Below are 19,756 nucleotides of genomic sequence, written 5' to 3'. Positions count from 1 at the left end.
CCAAGATGATCATAAAGTTGACGCGGCCGCCCGCGATGGAGATTTGCGGTGCCAGTCCCGCCTGCAGCAGCACGCAGACGATAGCGGCGATTGCAAAGGCACGGGAGCCAGCCCCCTGCTCGTGTAGATCCATGGACATGCCTCCCTATTCGCTCGATCCAGAATCGGACGCTTCGGCCGTGTCGGAATCATCATCCGATTTCTCGTCCTTAGGCTGAGTCGCAGCATCGCGCGACGAGCCCTGCGGGGCACTATTGGCCGAGCTCACATCATCGTCCGAAGCCGACTGCTCGTCGGTCAGCGAGGTAATGACGAGCACTTCCTCATTGTTCTCGGCCGTGGTCTGCGCACGCACCACAATGGTGTAGTACACGTCGTTAGCCGACTTCTCGACCGAAGACACGGTGCCGAGCGGCAGTCCCTTGGGGAACACGCCACCGATGCCCGAGGTCACGATGATATCGCCAACCTTAACATCGGAGTCGACACTCACGTACTCAAGACGCAGCGTGCCATCGGGCTGGCCCTGTAGCATGCCTTGTGCGCGCGTGTCCTGCACCATGGCGGACACACCAGAGTTCTCGTCGCCAATCAGGCGCACGGTCGATGTCTTGGCCGAAACCTCGATAATCTGGCCGATGACGCCGGCCGAGCTCGTCACGGGCATGTTGATGGTAAGCCCGTCGGCAGAACCCTTATCGATGGTGACGGTCGACGTCCAGGCGTCACCCGAGGCTCCGACAATACGAGCCGCAGTGGACTTGAGGTTATAGGTCGACTGCAGGCCCACCAGACCCTCAAGGCGCTCAGCGGTCTTTTGGGCCTCGGAAAGCTCCGCGACCTTGGAAGTGAGGACCTCGTTTTGCTTTTTAAGGTCGTCGAGCGACTCCTGCGAAGCGGTGAGGTTGGAGAACACGTTGCCGATGGCATTGAATGGCGCCGCCACCGCCGAGCCAACGAAACGCACCGGAGAGGTGATTGTCGTAACACCCGAACGCACGGCATGTATCGGCCCGGCCTCGCCCTCTCGAATGTAAAACGTGAGCAGCAACACAGAAATCAGGCTGAAAACAATCAACGGGCGCATACCCGTTGATTGTCGTTTGGTATTCAGATTTGAAGAGAAACCCGAAGATCGTGCCAAATGGAATCCACCTTTTGGAAATTAAGCGTTGGTCTGGACGAAACCGCCGTCAAACGCGTTGGCCTCGAGCACGCGGGCGCAACCGTTTACGACGTTGTCGAGCGCCGTGGGGCTCACGTTGACCGAAACGCCCGTCTCGTCGCGCAGGCGCACGTCGAGGCCGCGTAGCAACGCTCCGCCGCCGGTCAGCAGAATGCCGTAGTACATAAGGTCCGAGGCAAGATCGGGCGGTGTGGCGTCGAGTGCGTCCTTGACGGCCTTGGCCATCTCGTCGAGCGGCTTATTGAGCGCACGACGAATCTCCTCGCTCTCGATGCGCACGGTTTTGGGCAGGCCCGTGATCACGTCGCGGCCATTGACCTCGACGTCGAGCTCGTCCTTGAGCGGCACGGCAGAGCCGACCTTAATCTTAATGTCCTCGGCCGTGCGCTCGCCGATGGCCAAATTGTAGGCATCGCGAACATGCGTGAGGATAGCCTGATCGAACTCGTCGCCGGCAATACGGATGGACTGCGACACGACGATACCGCCCATGGCGATAACGGCAACCTCGGTGGTGCCGCCGCCGATGTCAATGACCATGGAGCCGGTCGGCTCCTCGACAGGCAAGTCAGCACCGATAGCCGCGGCCATAGGCTCCTCGATCAGATAGGCCTGGCGGGCACCTGCCTGAATCGTAGCCTCGAACACGGCGCGCTTCTCGACCGACGTGACACCGGAGGGAACGCATACGACGACGCGCGGACGAGGGGTCCACGGATAGCGCTTCTCGGAAGCCTTATCGATAAAGTAGCGAAGCATGGCCTCGGTGACATCGAAGTCGGCGATGACGCCATCCTTGAGAGGACGCACGGCCACAATGTTGCCGGGCGTACGGCCAAGCATACGCTTGGCCTCGATACCGACTGCAAGAATGCGCTCATCGTTTTTGTCGATGGCGACGACGGAAGGCTCGCGAATGACGATGCCCTTGCCGCGCACGGAGACAAGCGTATTGGCGGTGCCGAGGTCGATGGCTAAATCGCCCGCATAGCTACCGAAGAACATGTCCATCAAAGAAAACAACGCAACTCCTGATGTGTTGGATGATTGCTGGAAAACTACTAGGCCATCATACTAGCGCAAGCCCGGCACCTCACTTGCGGTGAAGCACCGGGCAGCGCCAAATCTCATAAGGTCACTACTGGTTGTCAGCGGCCGAGAAATCGATGTCGAGCGAAGATACCGCCCAGCCGATATGGTTGTCGGAGCGCACGAATTTGACGGTATATTCCTGCTCGCCGCCCTTGGACAGGGAAGCCTTCACCTTCGCGGTGGTCTCGGTCATGGACTGATCCATGCCCTCGATGGAGACGGTGGCGCCCTGCGGGATCGAGGAGATAATCATCGCCTTGGCGTCCTCGGACAGGCTCGAGGCCAGGCAGGACTCGGCCTTGGCGGTATCACCGTCGCCGGCAGCCTGGAACAGATCGGTGATGACGGACTCCTGCGAGGGGATACCCATGCCGCGCGTGTAGGCAAAGCCCAAACCGCCCGCGGCAAGAACAATCAGCAGAAGCAAAACCAAGAAGACCTTGAGGCCCGTATGGCGATGGCGACGACGGACCTTGGCCTGCTTGCGGTCCTGACGATCCTGCTGGACCATCTCGGACTCGGACAGCGTAAAGAAGCCCGTGTCGGACGGATCGGGCATAAACTGGCCAGTGGCACCCGTGGGATCGAGCGAATCGACAGCAGTCGTATCCATGGCGGGCGCCGGGGCCGTGGCCATGGCGGTCTGGGCCGAAAGCGCGGCAAGTGAATCGTGCACGCGGGCAAGCTCATCGGCCTGCTCGGGCGTGAGCTGATAGATGCCGTCGGCGGTGGCGGCATTAAAGGCATCGAGCGCCTCGGAAGGACGACCCGCGGCAGAAAGCGCCTCGCCCATACCCGCGTTAAGCGCACGCGTGTCATCGCGCGGACCGGCAAAGTCGATAGCGGTGCGATAGGTCTCCACAGCGTCTGCCGGTCGGCCAAGCTTGATGAAGCAGCGGCCGAGTTCGCCAAGGGCGGCCGCGGGGGCTGGATTGGCGCCATCGATGGCGGCCTGGCGGAAGGCAGTGCCTGCATTGGCGAAATCGCCCGACTGGAACAGCGCGTTGCCAAGACCCAGATAGGCCTTAAACGGCGTGGCATAGGAAGCATCCTGCGTTGCGGCGGAGAACGCCTGGGCTGCGGTCACATAGTCACCCACGGCAGCGAGCGCCTTGCCGCGGTTGGTGAGCAGCGCGCCGCGCTTTCCATAGGTGCCGTCGTTGAGGGCAGCCGCGTACGCCTCGGCAGCATCGGCATACATACCCAGGTGCATCAGAGCGTTGCCACGCAGATGGTCGGCCTCGCCCATGATCTCGCTGGGGGTCTTTGCCGCACCGAGCATCTGAGCGGCAGCGGAAAAGTCGCCCGCACGATAAGCGGCTCGACCCTGTTGAATCAGCTGGCTATTCAAGGAAGTCCCCTTTTACTCGTGAACGATCTCGACATGGACGATCTCGTCGCCGGCACGCAGCTGCGAAATCACGTCGAGGCCCTCGACCGTGGTGCCAAAGACGGTGTAACCGGAATCCAGATTGTGCTGGGCACCCAGGCAGAAGTAGAACTGGGAGCCCGCGGAATCGGGATCCATGGAACGTGCCATGGCAAGCGCACCGTCCACATGGCTGTTGCGCGGGTTGGTGGCAAACTCTCCCTTGATGCAGTAGCCGGGGCCACCGGTGCCGGGCATACCGTCGGGGCCCTCAAGGCCGGCGGCGACGTCAGCGCCGGACATATCGCGGGTATTGGGGTCGCCGCCCTGGATCACAAAGCCGGGCACATAGCGGTGAAACTTAAGGCCGTCATAAAAGCCCATGGTGGAAAGCTCGCAGAAGTTCGCCACATGGATGGGAGCGCCCTCGCCGTCAAATTTGACCTTGATCGTACCCTTCGACGTCTCGATGATCGCACACTCGTCACCAGCGAGCTGGTACTCGGGCGTATAAAGCTCTTTCTTAAAACCAAACATGTGGTTCCTTCCTCGTGCGTTTAAAGCATATTTGTACGAATTGTAGCAATAAGCACGGGCTTCCATCAATTGCGCACGCAGGTTATGCCGTCGGAGGGCAACAAATTACGAACGCGGCTGCGGCTTCCAGGCGCTCACATTGGCATCGTACTGGTTAAGGGCGCTGTTGCCGCCCTGTGCGATGGGCGCCAAGATTTCACTCTGGCGAGCGCTCAGCGACTCGCCATCGGGAATGGACAGCGAGATATCCCAGCTCTGGCAGATCATGTCGACGCGCTCGTACATCCACTCGGCAAGCTGCTTGAGGTGCTCGATATCCTCCGCGTAGACGGTATCATCTTGCACCTTAAGGTTGTTGAGCTCGTCTTGGGTCTTTTTGATCTGGTCGCGCAGGGCATAAGCGCTCTGCGACAGCTCCTGACGCGTGGAGAGCGGCGTGCGCAGGTACCCGCTGTTAAACGAGTCGACAACCTCGCCGATCTGATCATCGTCGCCATACGACAAGATGGTCTGATACAGACCGTCGAGCTTGGTATAGAGCTGGTCGTCGGAAAGGACGGTCTCCTCCTGGACCACCTCGGCGGTATCGTCGGACTTGGTCTCTTCCTCGGTAGCCTCGCCCTTCTGGCGCGAGGGGAACGTCGTCTTGGCGGCCTGGCCAAACTGGTCGTAAAAGCCCGGCATAACGCCCATGGGGTCCGACGTCACAAACCAATAGGCACTGCCGCACACGGCAGCGAGCAACGCGATGACGATGAGCGGCTTGGGAATACGGCGCTTGTGCTTGTGGTAGGCATCCTCGTCAGGATGCACCTTGCGCTTGGGTTTTTGATTTTTGGACTGAGCGTCGTCACGAAGGGACACCGGCAGCGGGATATCGACCTTGGGAATGCCAAAATCCCTGTCGAAAGCCGGCAGCACGCAGGTCTCATTGGGATCGGCGGCATCGGAAAGTACCGCGGCGGCAGAGGCCGGCGCATGGGGCACCTCGGTATCGATCTGCTCCTGCGTCAGGCGGGGAAAACCAGCCGTGCGCCCAGCAGCCAGGTCGGATGCTGCCGCATCCTCGGATAGAATGCCCGGGGCAGGGCGCCCGCACTTGGAACAGGTACGGTCATGAGGCGACAGACGGGCACCGCAGCCTTCGCAGAACACAAACTCGGTGTGCTCGGGGCCATCGCCCGGGCCAACATAGGTATTGCAATAGGGGCAGAACGAGGAGCCGTCCTCTATGGTCTTGAGACAATGCGGGCAAATCACGGCATCCTCTTTTCGGAATCATTCGAACCATCGAGGTTAGAGCATAACATCGCTACGCCCCTAAAGGCACAGGGCACCAATTCAACATCGCAGGGTAGCTAATTTGGGACGGGGCTTTTTTAGCTGCCCGGCTGATGACGCGATCTATTTGGCCGATTGGCGGCCAGGGTAGCTAAAAAAGCCCCGTCCCAAATTAGCTACCCTGTGAGGTGCGGTTACTTCTTCTTCTTGCTCGGCATCGAAACCTTAATGCCCTGCGCGGACTTGGTCACACGCGAGCGCTTGGCGCCCGCGCCCTTCTTTTTCTTGGGCTGGGTCTTTTCCACGCCCTCGAGCGCTCGGGCCTCGGCCTCACGGGTCGTACGCTCCTCGCGGCGCTGCGCCATGTCGGCGGCGACGCGCTTGGCAAAACGCTCGGCCGTCGAGCCCGTCGAGCTCACCTTGCCGCCACCGCGGCCCAAGCGAACGCGCACGCCGCGGCCAAAGCCAGTGGCGGCATGACGGCGACGCGGCTTCAGCGAATCCATCATCGTGGCGAGTTTAAAGAACACGCTGCAAGTAAAGACCACAATCACCAGAAGGATAATTGCCTCGCCCATCGACAAGTTGGCGATAGACAGCAGCTCGGGGAACCCGATAACGCCCACCAAGATGCCGACGACGACAAATACAAAGAGCATCACGCGCAAGGGAGTGAGCGGCTGCGAGATACGCCAGATCAGGCTCACGCTTGCCGCACACGACGTGAGAAGGCACATCGTCGACAGCGTGAGCTGGCTAAAGCCAAACACGCGCGCCACAAAGATATCGAGCGCCGCGGCCAAAATGACTGCAACCGACGCCGGCAGCGCGCGCTTGAGCACGTTGGTCAAGAATGACCCCTTCACGCGGGCATTGTTGGGCTCAAGGCCCAGCACAAAGCCCGGCGCGCCGATGCAGAAGAAGTTAATGAGCGTCATCTGGATAGGCTCAAAGGGATACGGCGGCAGCGCGATGCACAGTGCCGCCAGGCCCATCGAGAACAGCGTCTTGGTCAGGAACAGCGACGCCGAACGCTGCAGGTTGTTGATAGAACGACGGCCCTCGGCCACCACGGCGGGCATCGAGGCAAAGTCGTTATCGACCAGCACGATTTCGGCCACGTTGCGTGCGGCGTCGGAACCGGCGGCCATGGCCACGGAGCAGTCCGCCTCTTTGAGTGCCAGCACATCGTTGACGCCGTCGCCCGTCATGGCAACGGTATGGCCACGACGCTTGAGCGCCTGCACGAGCTCGCGCTTCTGCTGCGGGGTCACGCGGCCAAAGACGTGATAGCGGTCCACCGCCGCATCAATCTTGGACGGCGTATCGAGCGTCGTGGCGTCCACATAAGCGTCCGCCCCCGGCACGCCCACCACGCGTGCGATCGACGACACCGTGCGCGGGTCGTCGCCACTGATCACGTTAAGGGTCACACCCTGCTCGTTAAAGTAGCCGATGGTCTCGGCGGCCGAAGTGCGAATCTCATCGCGAATGGTCACAAAGCCCACGGGCTCGGCCTCGCCCACCATATCGCCATCGGGCGTAAAGCCGTCCACACGGGCCACCACAAGTACGCGGCAGGTGTCGGCAAGCTCGGCCACACGATTTTCGACCTGCGCAAAGATACGCTCCGAAAGCACAAATTGCGCCGCGCCCATCACATAGGAGCCCTGCGCAAACGAGGCGCCGCTCCACTTTTTGGAGGACGAAAACGGAATGACCGACAGCGGCTCGGACACCTCGACCGGGCGGTCGGCGTAGTAGTTGAGCAGCGCCTGGCAGGTCTCATTGGCATCAGCCGAGGTCGCGCGCGCGACATTGGCAAGCGCAAAATCGAGCACGGTAGTATCGACGGGGACAGGTGCCTCGTCCGGGGCCAAGCCCACACCCTCAACGGGCAACGGATAGGTGCCCTCGACCTCCATGCGACCCGACGTGATAGTGCCCGTCTTGTCCAGGCACAGCACGTCGACGCGCGCGAGCGTCTCGATGCAATAGAGCTGCTGCGCGAGTACCTTGCGGCGCGCCAGGCGCACCGTGGCGATGGCAAGCACCGACGAGGTCAGCAGCACCAGGCCCTGCGGAATCATGCCCAAAAGAGCGCCCACCGTGGACAGCAGCGCCGACGAAGGCACGCGACCGGCCAGCAGCTCGGAAAAGCACCACGAAAGCGCGCTATCGCCCGGCGCGCCCGCGGCGTCCCACAACCCACTTACACTCGAGGCGAACAGAGCCAGACCAAGCGGAATCATGATGACGCTCGCAAAACGCACGATGGCGTTGAGCGCGTTCATGATCTCGGAATTGACCTTTTTGACGTACTTGGCCTCGTTGTTGATCTTGGCCACATAGTTATCCGCACCAACATGGACCACGCGGGCACGCAACAGGCCCGAGTCGATAAAGCTGCCGCTCATGAGCTCGGAACCAGGTAGCTTCTTAATAAGGTCGCTCTCACCCGTCAGCAGACTTTCGTTAACGAGCGCCTCGCCCGATACCACCACGGCGTCGGCAGGTATCTGGTCCCCGCGCCCCAGACGAATGATGTCGTCGAGCACGATCTGGTCCAAGTCGAGCTCCACCTCGGCGCCGTCGCGCACCGCGATGGCCTTCTTAGAGGTCAGCAGTGTGAGCTTATCGACCATCTTCTTGGAGCGCATGGACTGGATAACGCCAATGGCGGTATTGAGGAACACCACGAACAGGAACGTCAGGTTCTTAAACGATCCGGTCATAATGACCAAAATCGCTAAAACCACGTTGATCAGATTGAACAGCGTGCAGAGATTTTCGATGATAAGCTCACGAACCGATTTGGTCTTGAGCTCCATGTTGCGGTTGATCTTGCCGGCGGCAATGCGCTCCTCGACCTCGGCGGTCGAAAGTCCGCGCTCGATATCCGTCGTTGCCATACCACGTCCTATCACGTCGCGTCGGTATAAGAAAAACCGCCCGGACCATGCGAGGTTCGGACGGTCTTACGTTCGATGGTGCCCCATGTTGGATTCGAACCAACGGCCTTCTGCTCCGGAGGCAGACGCTCTAATCCCCTGAGCTAATAGGGCCAACGGTTGGCATTATACCCAAGTGCGCCATGAGCTAACAACATAACAGAAAAAGCTTTGCAATTACGTGGGAGACGAAGCGCAACGGCTCACTTTAGGACGCAAAAGTGAAATAATTAGTATAAACTCTCATGCACCATATGATACGGCTCGCACTGCGGGCCGTTTTTGCAAGGGTTATCCATCGAGGTGAGAGGCACACCATGATTGCAATTTTAAAGCAGAGCGCAAGCGATGAGGCCATCGGCCACATCGTCAGCTGGATTGAGAAGAAGGGTCTCAAAACCGACGTATCGCGCGGCGAGAACGAGACCATCATCGGCCTGGTGGGCGATACGACCAAGATCGACCCGTTCCTGCTCGAGTCTATGGACGTCGTCGAGCGTGTGCAGCGCGTCTCCGAGCCGTTCAAGCGTGCCAACCGCAAGTTCCACCCCGAGGACTCCGTCATCGACTGCGGCCACGGCATCAAGATCGGTGGCGACCAGTTCCAGGTCATCGCCGGACCCTGCTCCGTCGAGGGCGAAAACCTCATTCGCATCGCCCGTCGCGTAAAGGCCGCCGGCGCCACCATGCTGCGAGGCGGTGCCTACAAGCCCCGCACCTCCCCTTACGCCTACCAGGGCATGGGCCCCGCCGGCCTGGACCTGCTATGCGAGGCCTCGGCCGAGCTCGACATGCCGATCGTCACCGAGATCATGGACCCGCGCGACGTGCAGGTCTTCTTGGATAAGAAGATTGACGTCATGCAGATCGGCGCCCGCAACGCCCAGAACTTCCCCCTGCTCAAGGAGGTCGGCAAGACCAAGACCCCGGTCCTGCTCAAGCGCGGCATGTCCGGCACGATCGACGAGCTGCTCATGGCTGCCGAGTACATCATGAGCGAGGGCAACGACAACGTTATCCTGTGCGAGCGCGGCATTCGCACCTTCGAGACCCGCACCCGTAACACCTTCGACCTCAACGCCGTGCCGGTGTTGCACCACCTGTCGCACCTGCCCGTCGTGGCCGACCCCAGCCACGCCACCGGCTACACCCGCTACGTTGAACCCATGGCGCTCGCCGCGACCGCCTGCGGCGCCAATGGCCTGGAAATCGAGGTCCACGACGAGCCTAGCCGCGCGTGGTCTGACGGCGCCCAGGCCCTCACCCCCGACCAGTTTGACGACACCATGCGCCGCATCCGCGCCATCCGCGAGGTCGTCTGCCAAGAGACCATGGAGTAGCCCATGGGTACGGTGAGAAACGCGCGCGTTAACCAGGGCGGCCCCAAATGCGCCGGCATTGTGGGCCTGGGCCTCATCGGCGGCAGCTTTGCCCGCGGCTATGCGCAGGCGGGCGTCCGCGTGCTGGCCTGGGACCCCGACGAGGACGTCATGACGGCCGCCAGCATGGGCACCGTCGCCGGCGAGCTCAACGACGAGACGCTCGGCGAGTGCGACATCATCGTGCTGGCCTGTTACCCCGAGGCCTGCATCGAGTGGCTCGAGGCGCACGCCCAAGCACTCGCCGACGCCACCGATACCGAGGCCATCATGGGGCCCGTGGTGATTGACACCGTGGGCGTGAAGGGCATCGTGTGCGAGCGTGCCTTCGAACTCGCCCGCGAGCATGGGTTTTACTTTGTGGGCGCGCACCCCATGGCGGGCACCCAGTACTCGGGCTACGCTCACTCCCGTGCCGACTTGTTCCAGGGCGCGCCACTCGTGCTCGTGCCGCCTGCAGTGGACGATGCGCTCAAGCTGGAGCTTTTAGGCCAGGTGCGCGAAATGGTGCGCCCCTTAGGGTTTGGCAAGTTCAGCGTGACCACCGCCGCCGAGCACGACCGCGTGATCGCCTTTACGAGCCAGCTCGCGCACGTCGTCTCAAACGCCTACGTCAAAAGCCCGACCGCCCAGGTTCACCACGGTTTTTCGGCCGGAAGCTACCGCGACCTTACCCGCGTGGCGCACCTCAACCCCCAGATGTGGTCGGAGCTCATGATCGACGACGCCGACGCACTTGCCTTCGAGATCGATCATCTGATCGACTCGCTTAGCGCCTACAGCCGCGCGCTCAAGGACCGCGACCAGCGGCATCTGGAGAATCTCCTTGCCGAGGGCGACCGCATTAAGCGCGCGCTCGACGACGAGGCCACCCACTAGACCACCTATCACGCCAGGTCGAAAGGACCAAAGCTTATGGCGATTACCATCGATATCGACACCGCACGCCCCTACCAGGTGCACGTCGGCACGTTTTTGCTGGAGCAGGCGGGCCCGCTCGTGCGCGCCACCGCCGGCGGATCGCGCGCCGTCATCGTGACGGACACCAACGTGGGCCCGCTCTACCAAATGCCTGTTAAGCAGAGCCTGGAGGCTGCGGGCTATACGGTGAGTGTCTGCACCTTCGAGGCCGGCGAGGCCCACAAGCGCGCCGAGACCTACATTGCCATCCTGGAGTTTGTGGCCGAGCACGAGCTTTCGCGCTCCGACGTGATCGTGGCACTCGGCGGCGGCGTTGTAGGCGACGTGGCTGGCTTTGTGGCCGCCACCTACATGCGCGGCTGTAAATTTGTGCAGATCCCCACGAGCCTGCTCGCTATGGTTGATTCATCGGTGGGCGGCAAGACGGCCATCGACCTAGCTGCCGGCAAAAACCTGGCCGGCGCCTTTTGGCAGCCGAGTGTTGTTATTGCCGACGTGGGGTGTCTCGCCACCCTCACGCCCGAGCAGTTCGCCGACGGTTGCGGAGAGGTCGTCAAACACGCCGTGATCGCCGACCCCGAGCTTTTCACCGAGTTGGAGAAGACCCCGCTCACGCTGGAGCTCCTCAACCGCGACGTTGCCCGTGTGGCGCTCATCATCGCCCGCAATATCGACATTAAACGCGCCGTGGTTGTCGCCGATGAGCGCGAGACCAACCAGCGCAAGCTGCTCAACTTTGGACACAGCGCTGGACACGCTGTCGAGGCCTGCGAGCACTTTGAGCTGGGACATGGCAACTGCGTGTCGATCGGCATGGGTATCATCACGCGCGCCGCAGCGCTTCATGGCATTTGCGACGCCGAGCTGCCCGGCCGCATCGAGGAGCTCTGCGCCCGCCACGGCCTCAAGACCCGCTGCGAGCTTTCCGCCGACGCCGTCTTTGCCGAGGCGCTGCACGACAAAAAACGCGCCGGTGACACCATCGACCTGGTAATTCCGCACGACATTGGCCGCTGCAGCATCGACCGCACGCCGCTTTCCGCCTTTCATGATTTAATTGCCGAGGGCCTCGGCCAGAAGGGAGACGCCTCCACATGCTAGCCCGCATCACTCCGTCCCCACTCAAGGGCACCGTCCCCGCCATCGCATCCAAGTCGATGGCGCACCGCCTGATCATCTGCGCCGCCCTTGCCAACGGAGAGACGCATGTGACCTGCAACACCACCTGCGCCGATATCGAGGCCACGGTGCGCTGCCTCACGGCGCTCGGCGCCCGCATCGAGACCGTCGAGGATGGCTTCCAAGTCCATCCCACTATGAAGAGTATTGAGTTCGGCCTGCTCAAAGCACTTGCCGGCGGCACGCTCGACTGCGGCGAGAGCGGCTCCACGCTCCGCTTTATGCTGCCCGTCGCCTGCGCGCTGGGGGCAGAGGCCACGTTTGTGGGCCAGGGCCGTCTGGGCGCCCGCCCGCTCTCCCCGCTCTCCGACGAGATCATCGCCGCTGGCTGCGACCTGCAGGGCCTGGGCGGTTTTCCGCTCAAGACAAGTGGCCGCATGCGCCCGGGTACTTTTATCCTGCCGGGCAACGTGAGCTCACAGTACATCTCCGGTCTACTGTTGGCAGCCCCGCTGCTGGCCCAGCCCTCCTGTGTGCAGGTGACCGGCCTTATCGAGAGTCGCCCCTATATCAACCTGACGATCCAGGCTATGAAGGCGTTTGGCATCGAGGTCAACGTCGAGCGTATCCCCGCCAAGAATGGCAAGCCCGAGGTCACAAACTTCCGCGTAAGCAGCGGCTCGTACCGCACGCCCGGCAACGTGGCTGTCGAGGGCGATTGGTCCAATGCGGCCTTTTGGCTGTGTGCCGGCGCCATCGGCTCCGACCCCATCACCGTCGAGGGCGTGTCACTGAGCTCCGCGCAGGGCGACCGCAACGTGCTTGCCGCGCTCTCGCGCTTTGGCGCCCGCATCGTGCGCTCCACCAACGCCGCCACCGTGCAGTCCGATAAGCTCGCCGGCTTCGAGATGAGCGCGCACGACATCCCCGACCTGGTGCCCGTTATCTCGGCCGTGGCATCGCTGGCACAAGGCCGCACGTTCATCCGCGATTGTGCCCGCCTGCGCATCAAGGAATCCGACCGTCTTGCCACTACCACCCGCGAGCTCACCGCGCTGGGCGCGCAGGTGCGCATTGCCGGCGACGACCTCATCATCAAGGGTGTCGACGCCTTTACCGGCGGCGAGGTCGATTCGCACAACGACCATCGTATCGCCATGATGGCCGCTATCGCCGCGAGCCGTGCCACCGGCGAAGTTGTGATCCACGGCGCCGAGGCCGTCAACAAGTCCTATCCCGATTTCTTTGACCACTACCGCCTGCTGGGCGGCAAGGTCACGCTCGAGGAGGAATAGCATGTCCTCGACCTTTGGCAACGTTTTGCACTTAAGCATCTTCGGCCAGTCGCACTCCCCCGCCATCGGCTGCTCGCTCGATGGCATTCCGGCAGGTATTGCCGTTGACCAGGAGGCGTTGCAGGCCTTTTTGGACCGTCGCGCCCCCGGTCGCGACGAGACCGCGACCAAGCGCCGCGAGGCCGACGCCGCGCATATCATTGCCGGTGTGGTCGATGGGCACACCACCGGCGCGCCCATCGCTGCGATCATTGAGAACACCAACACGCGCTCCAAGGACTATTCCGAGCTGCGCCGCAAGCCCCGCCCCGGGCACGCAGACTTTCCGGCGCGCGTGAAGTACCACAACATGCACGACGTCGCCGGCGGCGGGCATTTCTCCGGCCGCCTAACGGCCCCCTTATGCATCGCCGGCGGTATTGCGCTGCAGGCACTCGAGGCGCGCGGTATTCGGGTGATGGCTCACGTGGCTCAGATTGGTGGCATCTCGGACCTGCCCATGGACGACATGGTCTATCGCGAGGCCGACCGCAAGGCGATCCTTTCGAACGACCTACCGTGCATCGACGCGGCAGCTGCCGGCCGTATGCGCGAGGAGATTCTCGCCGCACGCGACGAGCTTGATAGCATCGGTGGCATCGTGGAGTGCGGCATCTACGGCCTGCCTGCGGGCATCGGCGACCCCATGTTCGACGGCATCGAGAACCGCATCGCGCAGATCGCCTTTGGCATTCCTGCCGTAAAGGGCGTGGAGTTTGGTATGGGCTTTGCCGTGGCCGCCATGCGCGGCAGCGAGAACAACGATCCGTATCGCGTTGATGCCGAGACCGGCGAGATTGCGGTCGAGTCCAACAACGCCGGCGGCATCCTGGGCGGCATCTCCACCGGCGCACCCGTCATGTGGCGGATGGCCGTAAAGCCGACGCCCTCCATCGGTCGCGAGCAGCAGACCGTGGACATGGACGCCATGGAAAATGCGGAGCTCTCGGTCCACGGCCGCCACGACCCCTGCATCGTCCCGCGCGCCGTCCCCGTAGCCGAGGCAGCCGCAGCGCTCGCCATCTGGGACGCCCTCCTGGAGGACGCCGCCCAACGCTAGCCCGCCCACCCCGAGGGTAGTTAATTTGGGACGGGGCTTTTTTAGCTACCCCCATATGCCAGTGAGTATTTGCCCCGGCACCCATCGATTCGCCGCCAGTCAAAGGGTAGCTAAAAAAGCCCCGTCCCAAATTAGCTACCCCAGGCAACGATTCACGAAAGGGGTCTCCATGGACCTTGCCGATATTCGCAAGACCATCGACGGCATCGACACCACGCTCCTCGATAGCTTTGTCGAGCGCATGGACATTGCCACCGAGGTCGCCAAATCAAAAGTCGAGATGGGCAAGGCCGTCTTTGACCCCGCCCGCGAGCGCTCCAAACTCAACAACCTCGCCGGCCGAGCACCCGAGCGCTACGAGGCCCAGACCATTACCCTGTTCCGCCTCCTCATGAGCATGAGCAAGGCCGAGCAGCAGCGCTACATCAACGAGCTCAAGGGCATCACCGTGTCGCAAAAGGCCCATGCCACGGCAGCAGCATTTGACACGCCCTTCCCTCAAACGGCCTCCGTCGCCTGCCAGGGCGTCGAGGGCGCCTACAGCCAAATCGCCGCATGCAAGCTCTTCGACGTGCCCGATATTGCGTTCTTCGAGACCTTTGAGGGCGTTATGCGCGCCGTACGCGACGGCTTCTGCGAGTTTGGCGTGCTGCCCATCGAAAACTCAACCGCCGGCTCGGTCAACGCCGTCTACGATCTGCTCGCACAGTTCGACTTCTATATCGTGCGTTCGCTGCGCCTCAAGATCGATCACAACCTGCTCGTCAAGCCCGGCACCAAGCTCGCCGACGTGCGCGAGGTCTACAGCCATGGCCAGGCCATCGCCCAGTGCGCCGGCTTTATCGAGGCCCACGGCCTGCACGCCACCAAGTACCCCAACACTGCTATGTCGGCCGAGATGGTCGCCAACTCCGATCGCACCGACGTCGCCGCTATCGCCTCGCGCAGCTGCGCCGCGCTGTATGGCCTCGAGGTGCTGGAGCCCAATATCCAGGACTCGGACAACAACTACACGCGCTTTGTCGTCATCAGCCGCGAGCCGCGCGTCTATCCCGGTGCCAACCGTACTTCGCTCATGATCACCACGGCCAATGAGCCGGGTGCCCTCTACCGCGTGCTCGAGCGCTTCTACGCGCTCAACATCAACCTCATCAAGCTCGAGAGCCGTCCGATCCCCGGGCACGACTTTGAGTTTATGTTCTACTTTGACCTGGACTGCCCCTTTGGCAGCAAGGCCCTCGACGACCTGCTCGACTCGATTGACGACGTGTGCGAGAGCTTTACCTACTTTGGCAGCTACACGGAGGTGCTCTAGATGACCGATACCGCCGCAACCCGCCCCTACGGCGTGCTGGGCCGCGTGCTGGGGCACAGCTACACCCCGACCATCTACAAGGAGCTCGCAGGGCTGGAGTATGTGCGCTTTGAGCGCGAGCCCGAGGACCTCGAAGCCTTTATGACGGGCGACGAGTGGGAGGGCACCAACGTGACCATCCCCTACAAGCGCGCCGTCATGGACTACCTGGACGAGCTGAGTCCGCTGGCCAAGCGCATGGGCAACGTCAACACCATCACGCGCCTACCCGACGGCCGCCTGCGCGGCGACAACACCGACTACTTTGGTTTTCAGTGTCTAGTCGAGGAGTTGGGCGTAGAGGTTGCCGGCAAGAAGGTCCTCGTGCTCGGTGCCACCGGCGGTGCCGGCACCACGGCCAGCATGGTGCTCGGTGACCTGGGCGCCGTCGTTGTGCCTGTCGGCCGCACGAGCGAGGTCAACTACGATAACATCGCACAGCAGTCCGACGCGACGCTGCTCGTCAACTGCACGCCTGCTGGCATGTTTCCCCACTGCCCCGACGCGCCTTGCACGCTCGAAGGACTTGACGCGCTCGAAGGCGTCATCGACATTGTCTACAATCCCGCCCGCACGGGACTCATGCTCGAGGCCGAGCGCCGCGGCATCCCCTGCATCGGCGGCCTGCTGATGCTCGTGGCCCAAGCGGCACAGGCTGTTGAGCGCTACACCGGCCAGATTACACCGCGCGAGCGCATCCTGGACGTAACGGAGCGCTTGTCTCGCCGCGAGCAGAACATCGCGCTCATCGGCATGCCGGGCTCGGGCAAGACCCGCGTGGGCGAGCAGGTCGCCCAGCTCACGGGCCGCGAGCACATCGACTTGGACCGTGCTCTCGAGGAGCGCCTGGGCATGCCCTGCGCCGACTTTATCGTCGAACGTGGCGAGGCGGCCTTCCGCGAGCAGGAGACGGCGGCGCTGGCCGACATCTCCAAGCGCAGCGGCCTGGTGCTCTCCACCGGCGGCGGCGTGGTCACACGCGACGAGAATTACCCGCTGCTGCACCAAAACAGCCAGATCGTGATGCTCAACCGCAAGCTCGAGGAGCTCGCCCACAAGGGCCGCCCCATCACCGCCCGCGACGGCATCGATAAGCTCGCCGAGCAGCGTATGCCGCGCTACCGCGCGTGGGCCGACTACATCATCGACTCACGCGACTGCGCCGCCAACACCGCACGCGCCGTCCTCGACACCCTCTAAAACCTGCCAAAAAGGGACAGGTTTATTTTGGCAGGTTTTATCTGGGCAAACGCCGCAGACAGCAAGCCCCTCCACCAACCAGACCACAAAGGAAGCAACCATGAAAGCACTCGTCATCAACGGCCCCAACCTCAACATGCTCGGCATTCGCGAGCCGGGCATCTACGGCAGTGACAACTACGACCGCCTGGTCCAGATCTGCCAGGAGGCAGGCGCCGCGCAGGGATTTGACGAGGTCGAGGTCTTCCAGTCCAACCACGAGGGCAGCATCGTCGACAAGATCCAGGAGGCCTACGGCAAGGTCGACGGCATCGTCATCAACCCGGCGGCCTACACGCATACGAGCGTGGCGATTCTCGACGCACTCAAGGCCGTCGCCATCCCCGCAGTGGAAGTCCACATCAGCGCCGTCGAGACGCGCGAGGACTTCCGTCAGGTGAGCTACGCCCGCCTGGCTTGCTTCGCCACCATCACCGGCGAGGGTCTGCAGGGCTATGCTCACGCGCTGGAGCTGCTGAGGGAGCGTCTGCTACACTAATCCCTGGGACGAACGCGTCGGGCAAGTTTGTCCCAAATCTAAAGTAACCGTCAAATTGACATACAAAGGAGCATATCCATGTCCCAGTACGATTACCTCGTCGTCGGCGCCGGCCTTTCGGGCGCGGTCTTTGCCAATGCCGCCAAGCGCGCCGGCAAGTCGGTCCTGGTCATCGACCGCCGCGACCACATCGCCGGCAACATCTACACCGAGGACGTCGAGGGCATCCAGGTCCACCGCTACGGAGCGCACATCTTCCACACCTCCATGAGGGACGTGTGGGACTACGTTAACCGCTTCGCCGAGTTCAACAACTACGTCAACTCGCCGGTCGCCAACTTCCACGGCAACATGTACAACATGCCCTTTAACATGAACACCTTCGCCAAGATGTGGCCGGGTGTCGTTACGCCGGCAGACGCCAAGGCCAAGATCGCCGAGCAGGTGGCCGCCGAGAACATCGGCGAGCCGCAGAACCTGGAGGAGCAGGCGCTGTCGCTCGTCGGCCGCGACATCTTCGAGACGCTCGTGAAGGGCTACACCGAGAAGCAGTGGGGCCGCGACTGCCGCGACCTGCCCGCGAGCATCATCAAGCGTCTCCCCTGCCGCTTCACCTACGACAACAACTACTTCAACGATCGCTACCAGGGCATCCCCATGGGCGGCTACACCAAGATGGTCGCCAACATGCTCGAGGGCATAGAGGTGCGCTGCGGCGTGGAGTACAAGGAGCTGATCGCCGCAGAGCCCGATATCGCCGCCAAGACGATCTACTGCGGCCCCATCGACGCGTTCTACGACTTTAAGCTGGGCACGCTCGAGTACCGCAGCCTGCGCTTTGAGACCGAGACACTCGACGAGCAGGACCACCAGGGCGTGGCCGTGGTCAACTACACCGAGCGCGAGATCCCCTACACGCGCATCATCGAGCACAAGCACTTTGAGTTCGGCACGCAGGACAAGACCGTCATCACGCGCGAGTACCCGGCCGACTGGAAGCCCGGCGACGAGCCCTACTACCCCATCAACGACGCCAAGAACGAGGCCCTCTACAAGCAATACGAGGAGCTGGCGGCGCAGGAGGGCGACGTGATCTTCGCCGGTCGCCTGGGCGGCTACAAGTACTACGACATGGACAAGGCCATCGCCGCCGCCTTCGAGCTCGTCCGCAACGAGCTGGGCGTGGAGCCGACTGAGGCGTAAACAAGGCGGTCATAAACACACAAGCAGGAAGCCCGGCACAGTTCATTGCTGTGCCGGGCCTATTTATGGAGCGATCGAAACGCACCATTTCCATTTGAGAAAAAAGGCTGTAAGTCATCCCCATGTCGTACAGCCCGTGTTTAAACAATACCACGGCAGACGCATGTGTCCCCTCTGGTTTTCAGCCCTTTAAAACCAATGCAAAAATGTATCGACTATACTTCTAACGGCAACAACCAAACTCTGGAGATCAACGTGAACTCAAACAATATTGCCGTAATCATCCCCTGCTACAACGAAGCGTTAACCATTGCAAAGGTAGTAGACGATTATCACCGCGAGCTGCCCGAAGCCACTGTCTATGTATATGACAACAACTCTAGCGACGGCACCGCCCAAATTGCACGCGAGCATGGGGCAACCGTTAAATTCGAACCCCGTCAGGGCAAGGGCAACGTTTGCCGTCAAATGTTCCGTGATATCGAGGCTGATTGTTATCTCATGGTCGATGGAGACGACACCTATCCGGCTGAGTCAGCGCGCGCACTGTGCGACCCCATCCTTGCCGGCGAAGCGGATATGACCGTAGGCGATAGACTTTCCAACGGTACATACGCCGAAGAGAACAAGCGAGCCTTCCACGGCTTTGGCAATAACCTGGTTCGCAGCATGATTAAATGGATCTACGGCTACAGCTTTGACGACGTCATGACTGGCTACCGCGCCATGAGCAAGCCCTTCGTCAAGACGTTCCCGGTACTCTCTGAAGGCTTCCAAATCGAGACGGAGCTATCCATTCACGCCGTAGACCATCGCTGGCGCATTAAAGATGTACCAATCGAGTATCGAGACCGTCCAGCCGGTTCGGAGTCCAAGCTCAATACCGTAAGCGACGGCATTCGAGTGATTGCCATGATTGGCACCCTCTTTAAGGACTACCGCCCGCTTAAGTTCTTCTCACTTGTTGCGCTCGTCTTTGCGGCGATCGGCCTCGCATTGGGAATCCCCATCGTTACGGAGTACTTTGCCACCGGTCTCGTACCGCGCTTCCCCACGGCTATGCTCGCCGCGGCGTTCATGTTCCTGTGCGGGCTTTCGCTCGCTACGGGCTTTATCCTGGACTCCGTAGCCAAGGTGGAGCGTAAGCAGTGGGAGTTGAAGGTGTACAAGGAAATAAAGAACCACGATTAAGTTAAAGCATATTTGAGATGGACGGCCCAAAAGGTGCATAG

16 protein-coding genes and 1 tRNA gene are annotated in these 19,756 nt (G+C 61.7%); 10 read left to right on the top strand and 7 right to left on the bottom strand.

Translation table 11 applies throughout. From position 1 onward, the window contains the following. Positions 1-145 precede the first annotated feature (145 nt). The 7 genes from mreC to ACTQVX_RS08060 form a co-directional block, all read right to left on the bottom strand. Positions 146-1,087 carry a rod shape-determining protein MreC gene (mreC, locus tag ACTQVX_RS08090; protein ID WP_441560832.1) on the bottom strand — a complete coding sequence of 314 codons (942 nt, stop codon included), beginning with the start codon at positions 1,085-1,087 and terminating at the stop codon, positions 146-148. A gap of 78 nt (positions 1,088-1,165) precedes the next feature. Then, positions 1,166-2,197: a rod shape-determining protein gene (locus ACTQVX_RS08085; RefSeq protein WP_006236061.1), complete on the bottom strand. Its 1,032-nt coding sequence runs from the start codon at positions 2,195-2,197 to the stop codon at positions 1,166-1,168. 127 nt (positions 2,198-2,324) lie between these two features. Further along, positions 2,325-3,629: a tetratricopeptide repeat protein gene (locus tag ACTQVX_RS08080; RefSeq protein ID WP_441560830.1), complete on the bottom strand. Its 1,305-nt coding sequence runs from the start codon at positions 3,627-3,629 to the stop codon at positions 2,325-2,327. A gap of 12 nt (positions 3,630-3,641) precedes the next feature. Next, positions 3,642-4,184, bottom strand: coding sequence for a peptidylprolyl isomerase (locus ACTQVX_RS08075; RefSeq protein ID WP_154516178.1), 543 nt, complete (start codon positions 4,182-4,184; stop codon positions 3,642-3,644). Positions 4,185-4,289: 105 nt separating this feature from the next. After that, a complete protein-coding gene (locus ACTQVX_RS08070; protein WP_441560828.1) occupies positions 4,290-5,444 on the bottom strand; it encodes a zinc ribbon domain-containing protein in 1,155 nt (384 codons plus the stop codon). 215 nt (positions 5,445-5,659) lie between these two features. Then, positions 5,660-8,377 (bottom strand): HAD-IC family P-type ATPase, encoded by a 2,718-nt coding sequence (locus ACTQVX_RS08065; RefSeq protein WP_441560826.1) that lies wholly within the window; start codon positions 8,375-8,377, stop codon positions 5,660-5,662. Between the two features lie 76 nt (positions 8,378-8,453). Beyond that, positions 8,454-8,530, bottom strand: a tRNA-Arg gene (locus tag ACTQVX_RS08060). Positions 8,531-8,733: 203 nt separating this feature from the next. On the opposite strand from ACTQVX_RS08060, the gene aroF reads away from it, so the two are divergent. The 10 genes from aroF (at position 8,734) to ACTQVX_RS08010 (ending at position 19,715) form a co-directional block, all read left to right on the top strand. After that, entirely contained in the window at positions 8,734-9,756 is a 1,023-nt protein-coding gene (gene aroF, locus ACTQVX_RS08055; protein WP_441560824.1) for a 3-deoxy-7-phosphoheptulonate synthase, read from the top strand. Positions 9,757-9,759: 3 nt separating this feature from the next. Continuing rightward, positions 9,760-10,674 carry a prephenate dehydrogenase gene (locus tag ACTQVX_RS08050; RefSeq protein ID WP_441560822.1) on the top strand — a complete coding sequence of 305 codons (915 nt, stop codon included), beginning with the start codon at positions 9,760-9,762 and terminating at the stop codon, positions 10,672-10,674. 36 nt (positions 10,675-10,710) lie between these two features. Further along, positions 10,711-11,817 (top strand): 3-dehydroquinate synthase, encoded by a 1,107-nt coding sequence (gene aroB / locus ACTQVX_RS08045; protein WP_441560821.1) that lies wholly within the window; start codon positions 10,711-10,713, stop codon positions 11,815-11,817. After that, on the top strand, positions 11,811-13,130 hold the full coding sequence (gene aroA, locus ACTQVX_RS08040; protein ID WP_441536986.1) for a 3-phosphoshikimate 1-carboxyvinyltransferase: 1,320 nt from the start codon (positions 11,811-11,813) through the stop codon (positions 13,128-13,130). The genes aroB and aroA overlap by 7 nt, the downstream gene beginning before the upstream one ends. Position 13,131: 1 nt before the next feature. Continuing rightward, entirely contained in the window at positions 13,132-14,229 is a 1,098-nt protein-coding gene (gene aroC, locus ACTQVX_RS08035; RefSeq protein ID WP_441560820.1) for a chorismate synthase, read from the top strand. Positions 14,230-14,398: 169 nt separating this feature from the next. Further along, entirely contained in the window at positions 14,399-15,544 is a 1,146-nt protein-coding gene (gene pheA, locus ACTQVX_RS08030; RefSeq protein ID WP_441560819.1) for a prephenate dehydratase, read from the top strand. After that, complete coding sequence (locus ACTQVX_RS08025) at positions 15,545-16,783, top strand: shikimate kinase (protein ID WP_441560817.1); 1,239 nt, start codon at positions 15,545-15,547, stop codon at positions 16,781-16,783. It begins immediately after the preceding gene. Positions 16,784-16,883: 100 nt separating this feature from the next. Further along, positions 16,884-17,321, top strand: coding sequence for a type II 3-dehydroquinate dehydratase (gene aroQ, locus ACTQVX_RS08020; protein ID WP_128620624.1), 438 nt, complete (start codon positions 16,884-16,886; stop codon positions 17,319-17,321). A gap of 78 nt (positions 17,322-17,399) precedes the next feature. After that, on the top strand, positions 17,400-18,524 hold the full coding sequence (gene glf / locus ACTQVX_RS08015; RefSeq protein ID WP_441560815.1) for a UDP-galactopyranose mutase: 1,125 nt from the start codon (positions 17,400-17,402) through the stop codon (positions 18,522-18,524). A gap of 255 nt (positions 18,525-18,779) precedes the next feature. Next, positions 18,780-19,715: a glycosyltransferase family 2 protein gene (locus ACTQVX_RS08010; protein ID WP_441560814.1), complete on the top strand. Its 936-nt coding sequence runs from the start codon at positions 18,780-18,782 to the stop codon at positions 19,713-19,715. Positions 19,716-19,756 lie beyond the last annotated feature (41 nt).

This window comes from Collinsella sp. LCP19S3_A6, assembly GCF_052122015.1.
Taxonomy (GTDB): Bacteria; Actinomycetota; Coriobacteriia; order Coriobacteriales; family Coriobacteriaceae; genus Collinsella.
The sequence above is the reverse complement of the archived record's forward strand: the minus strand, read 5'-3'. Positions and strand labels throughout refer to the sequence as shown.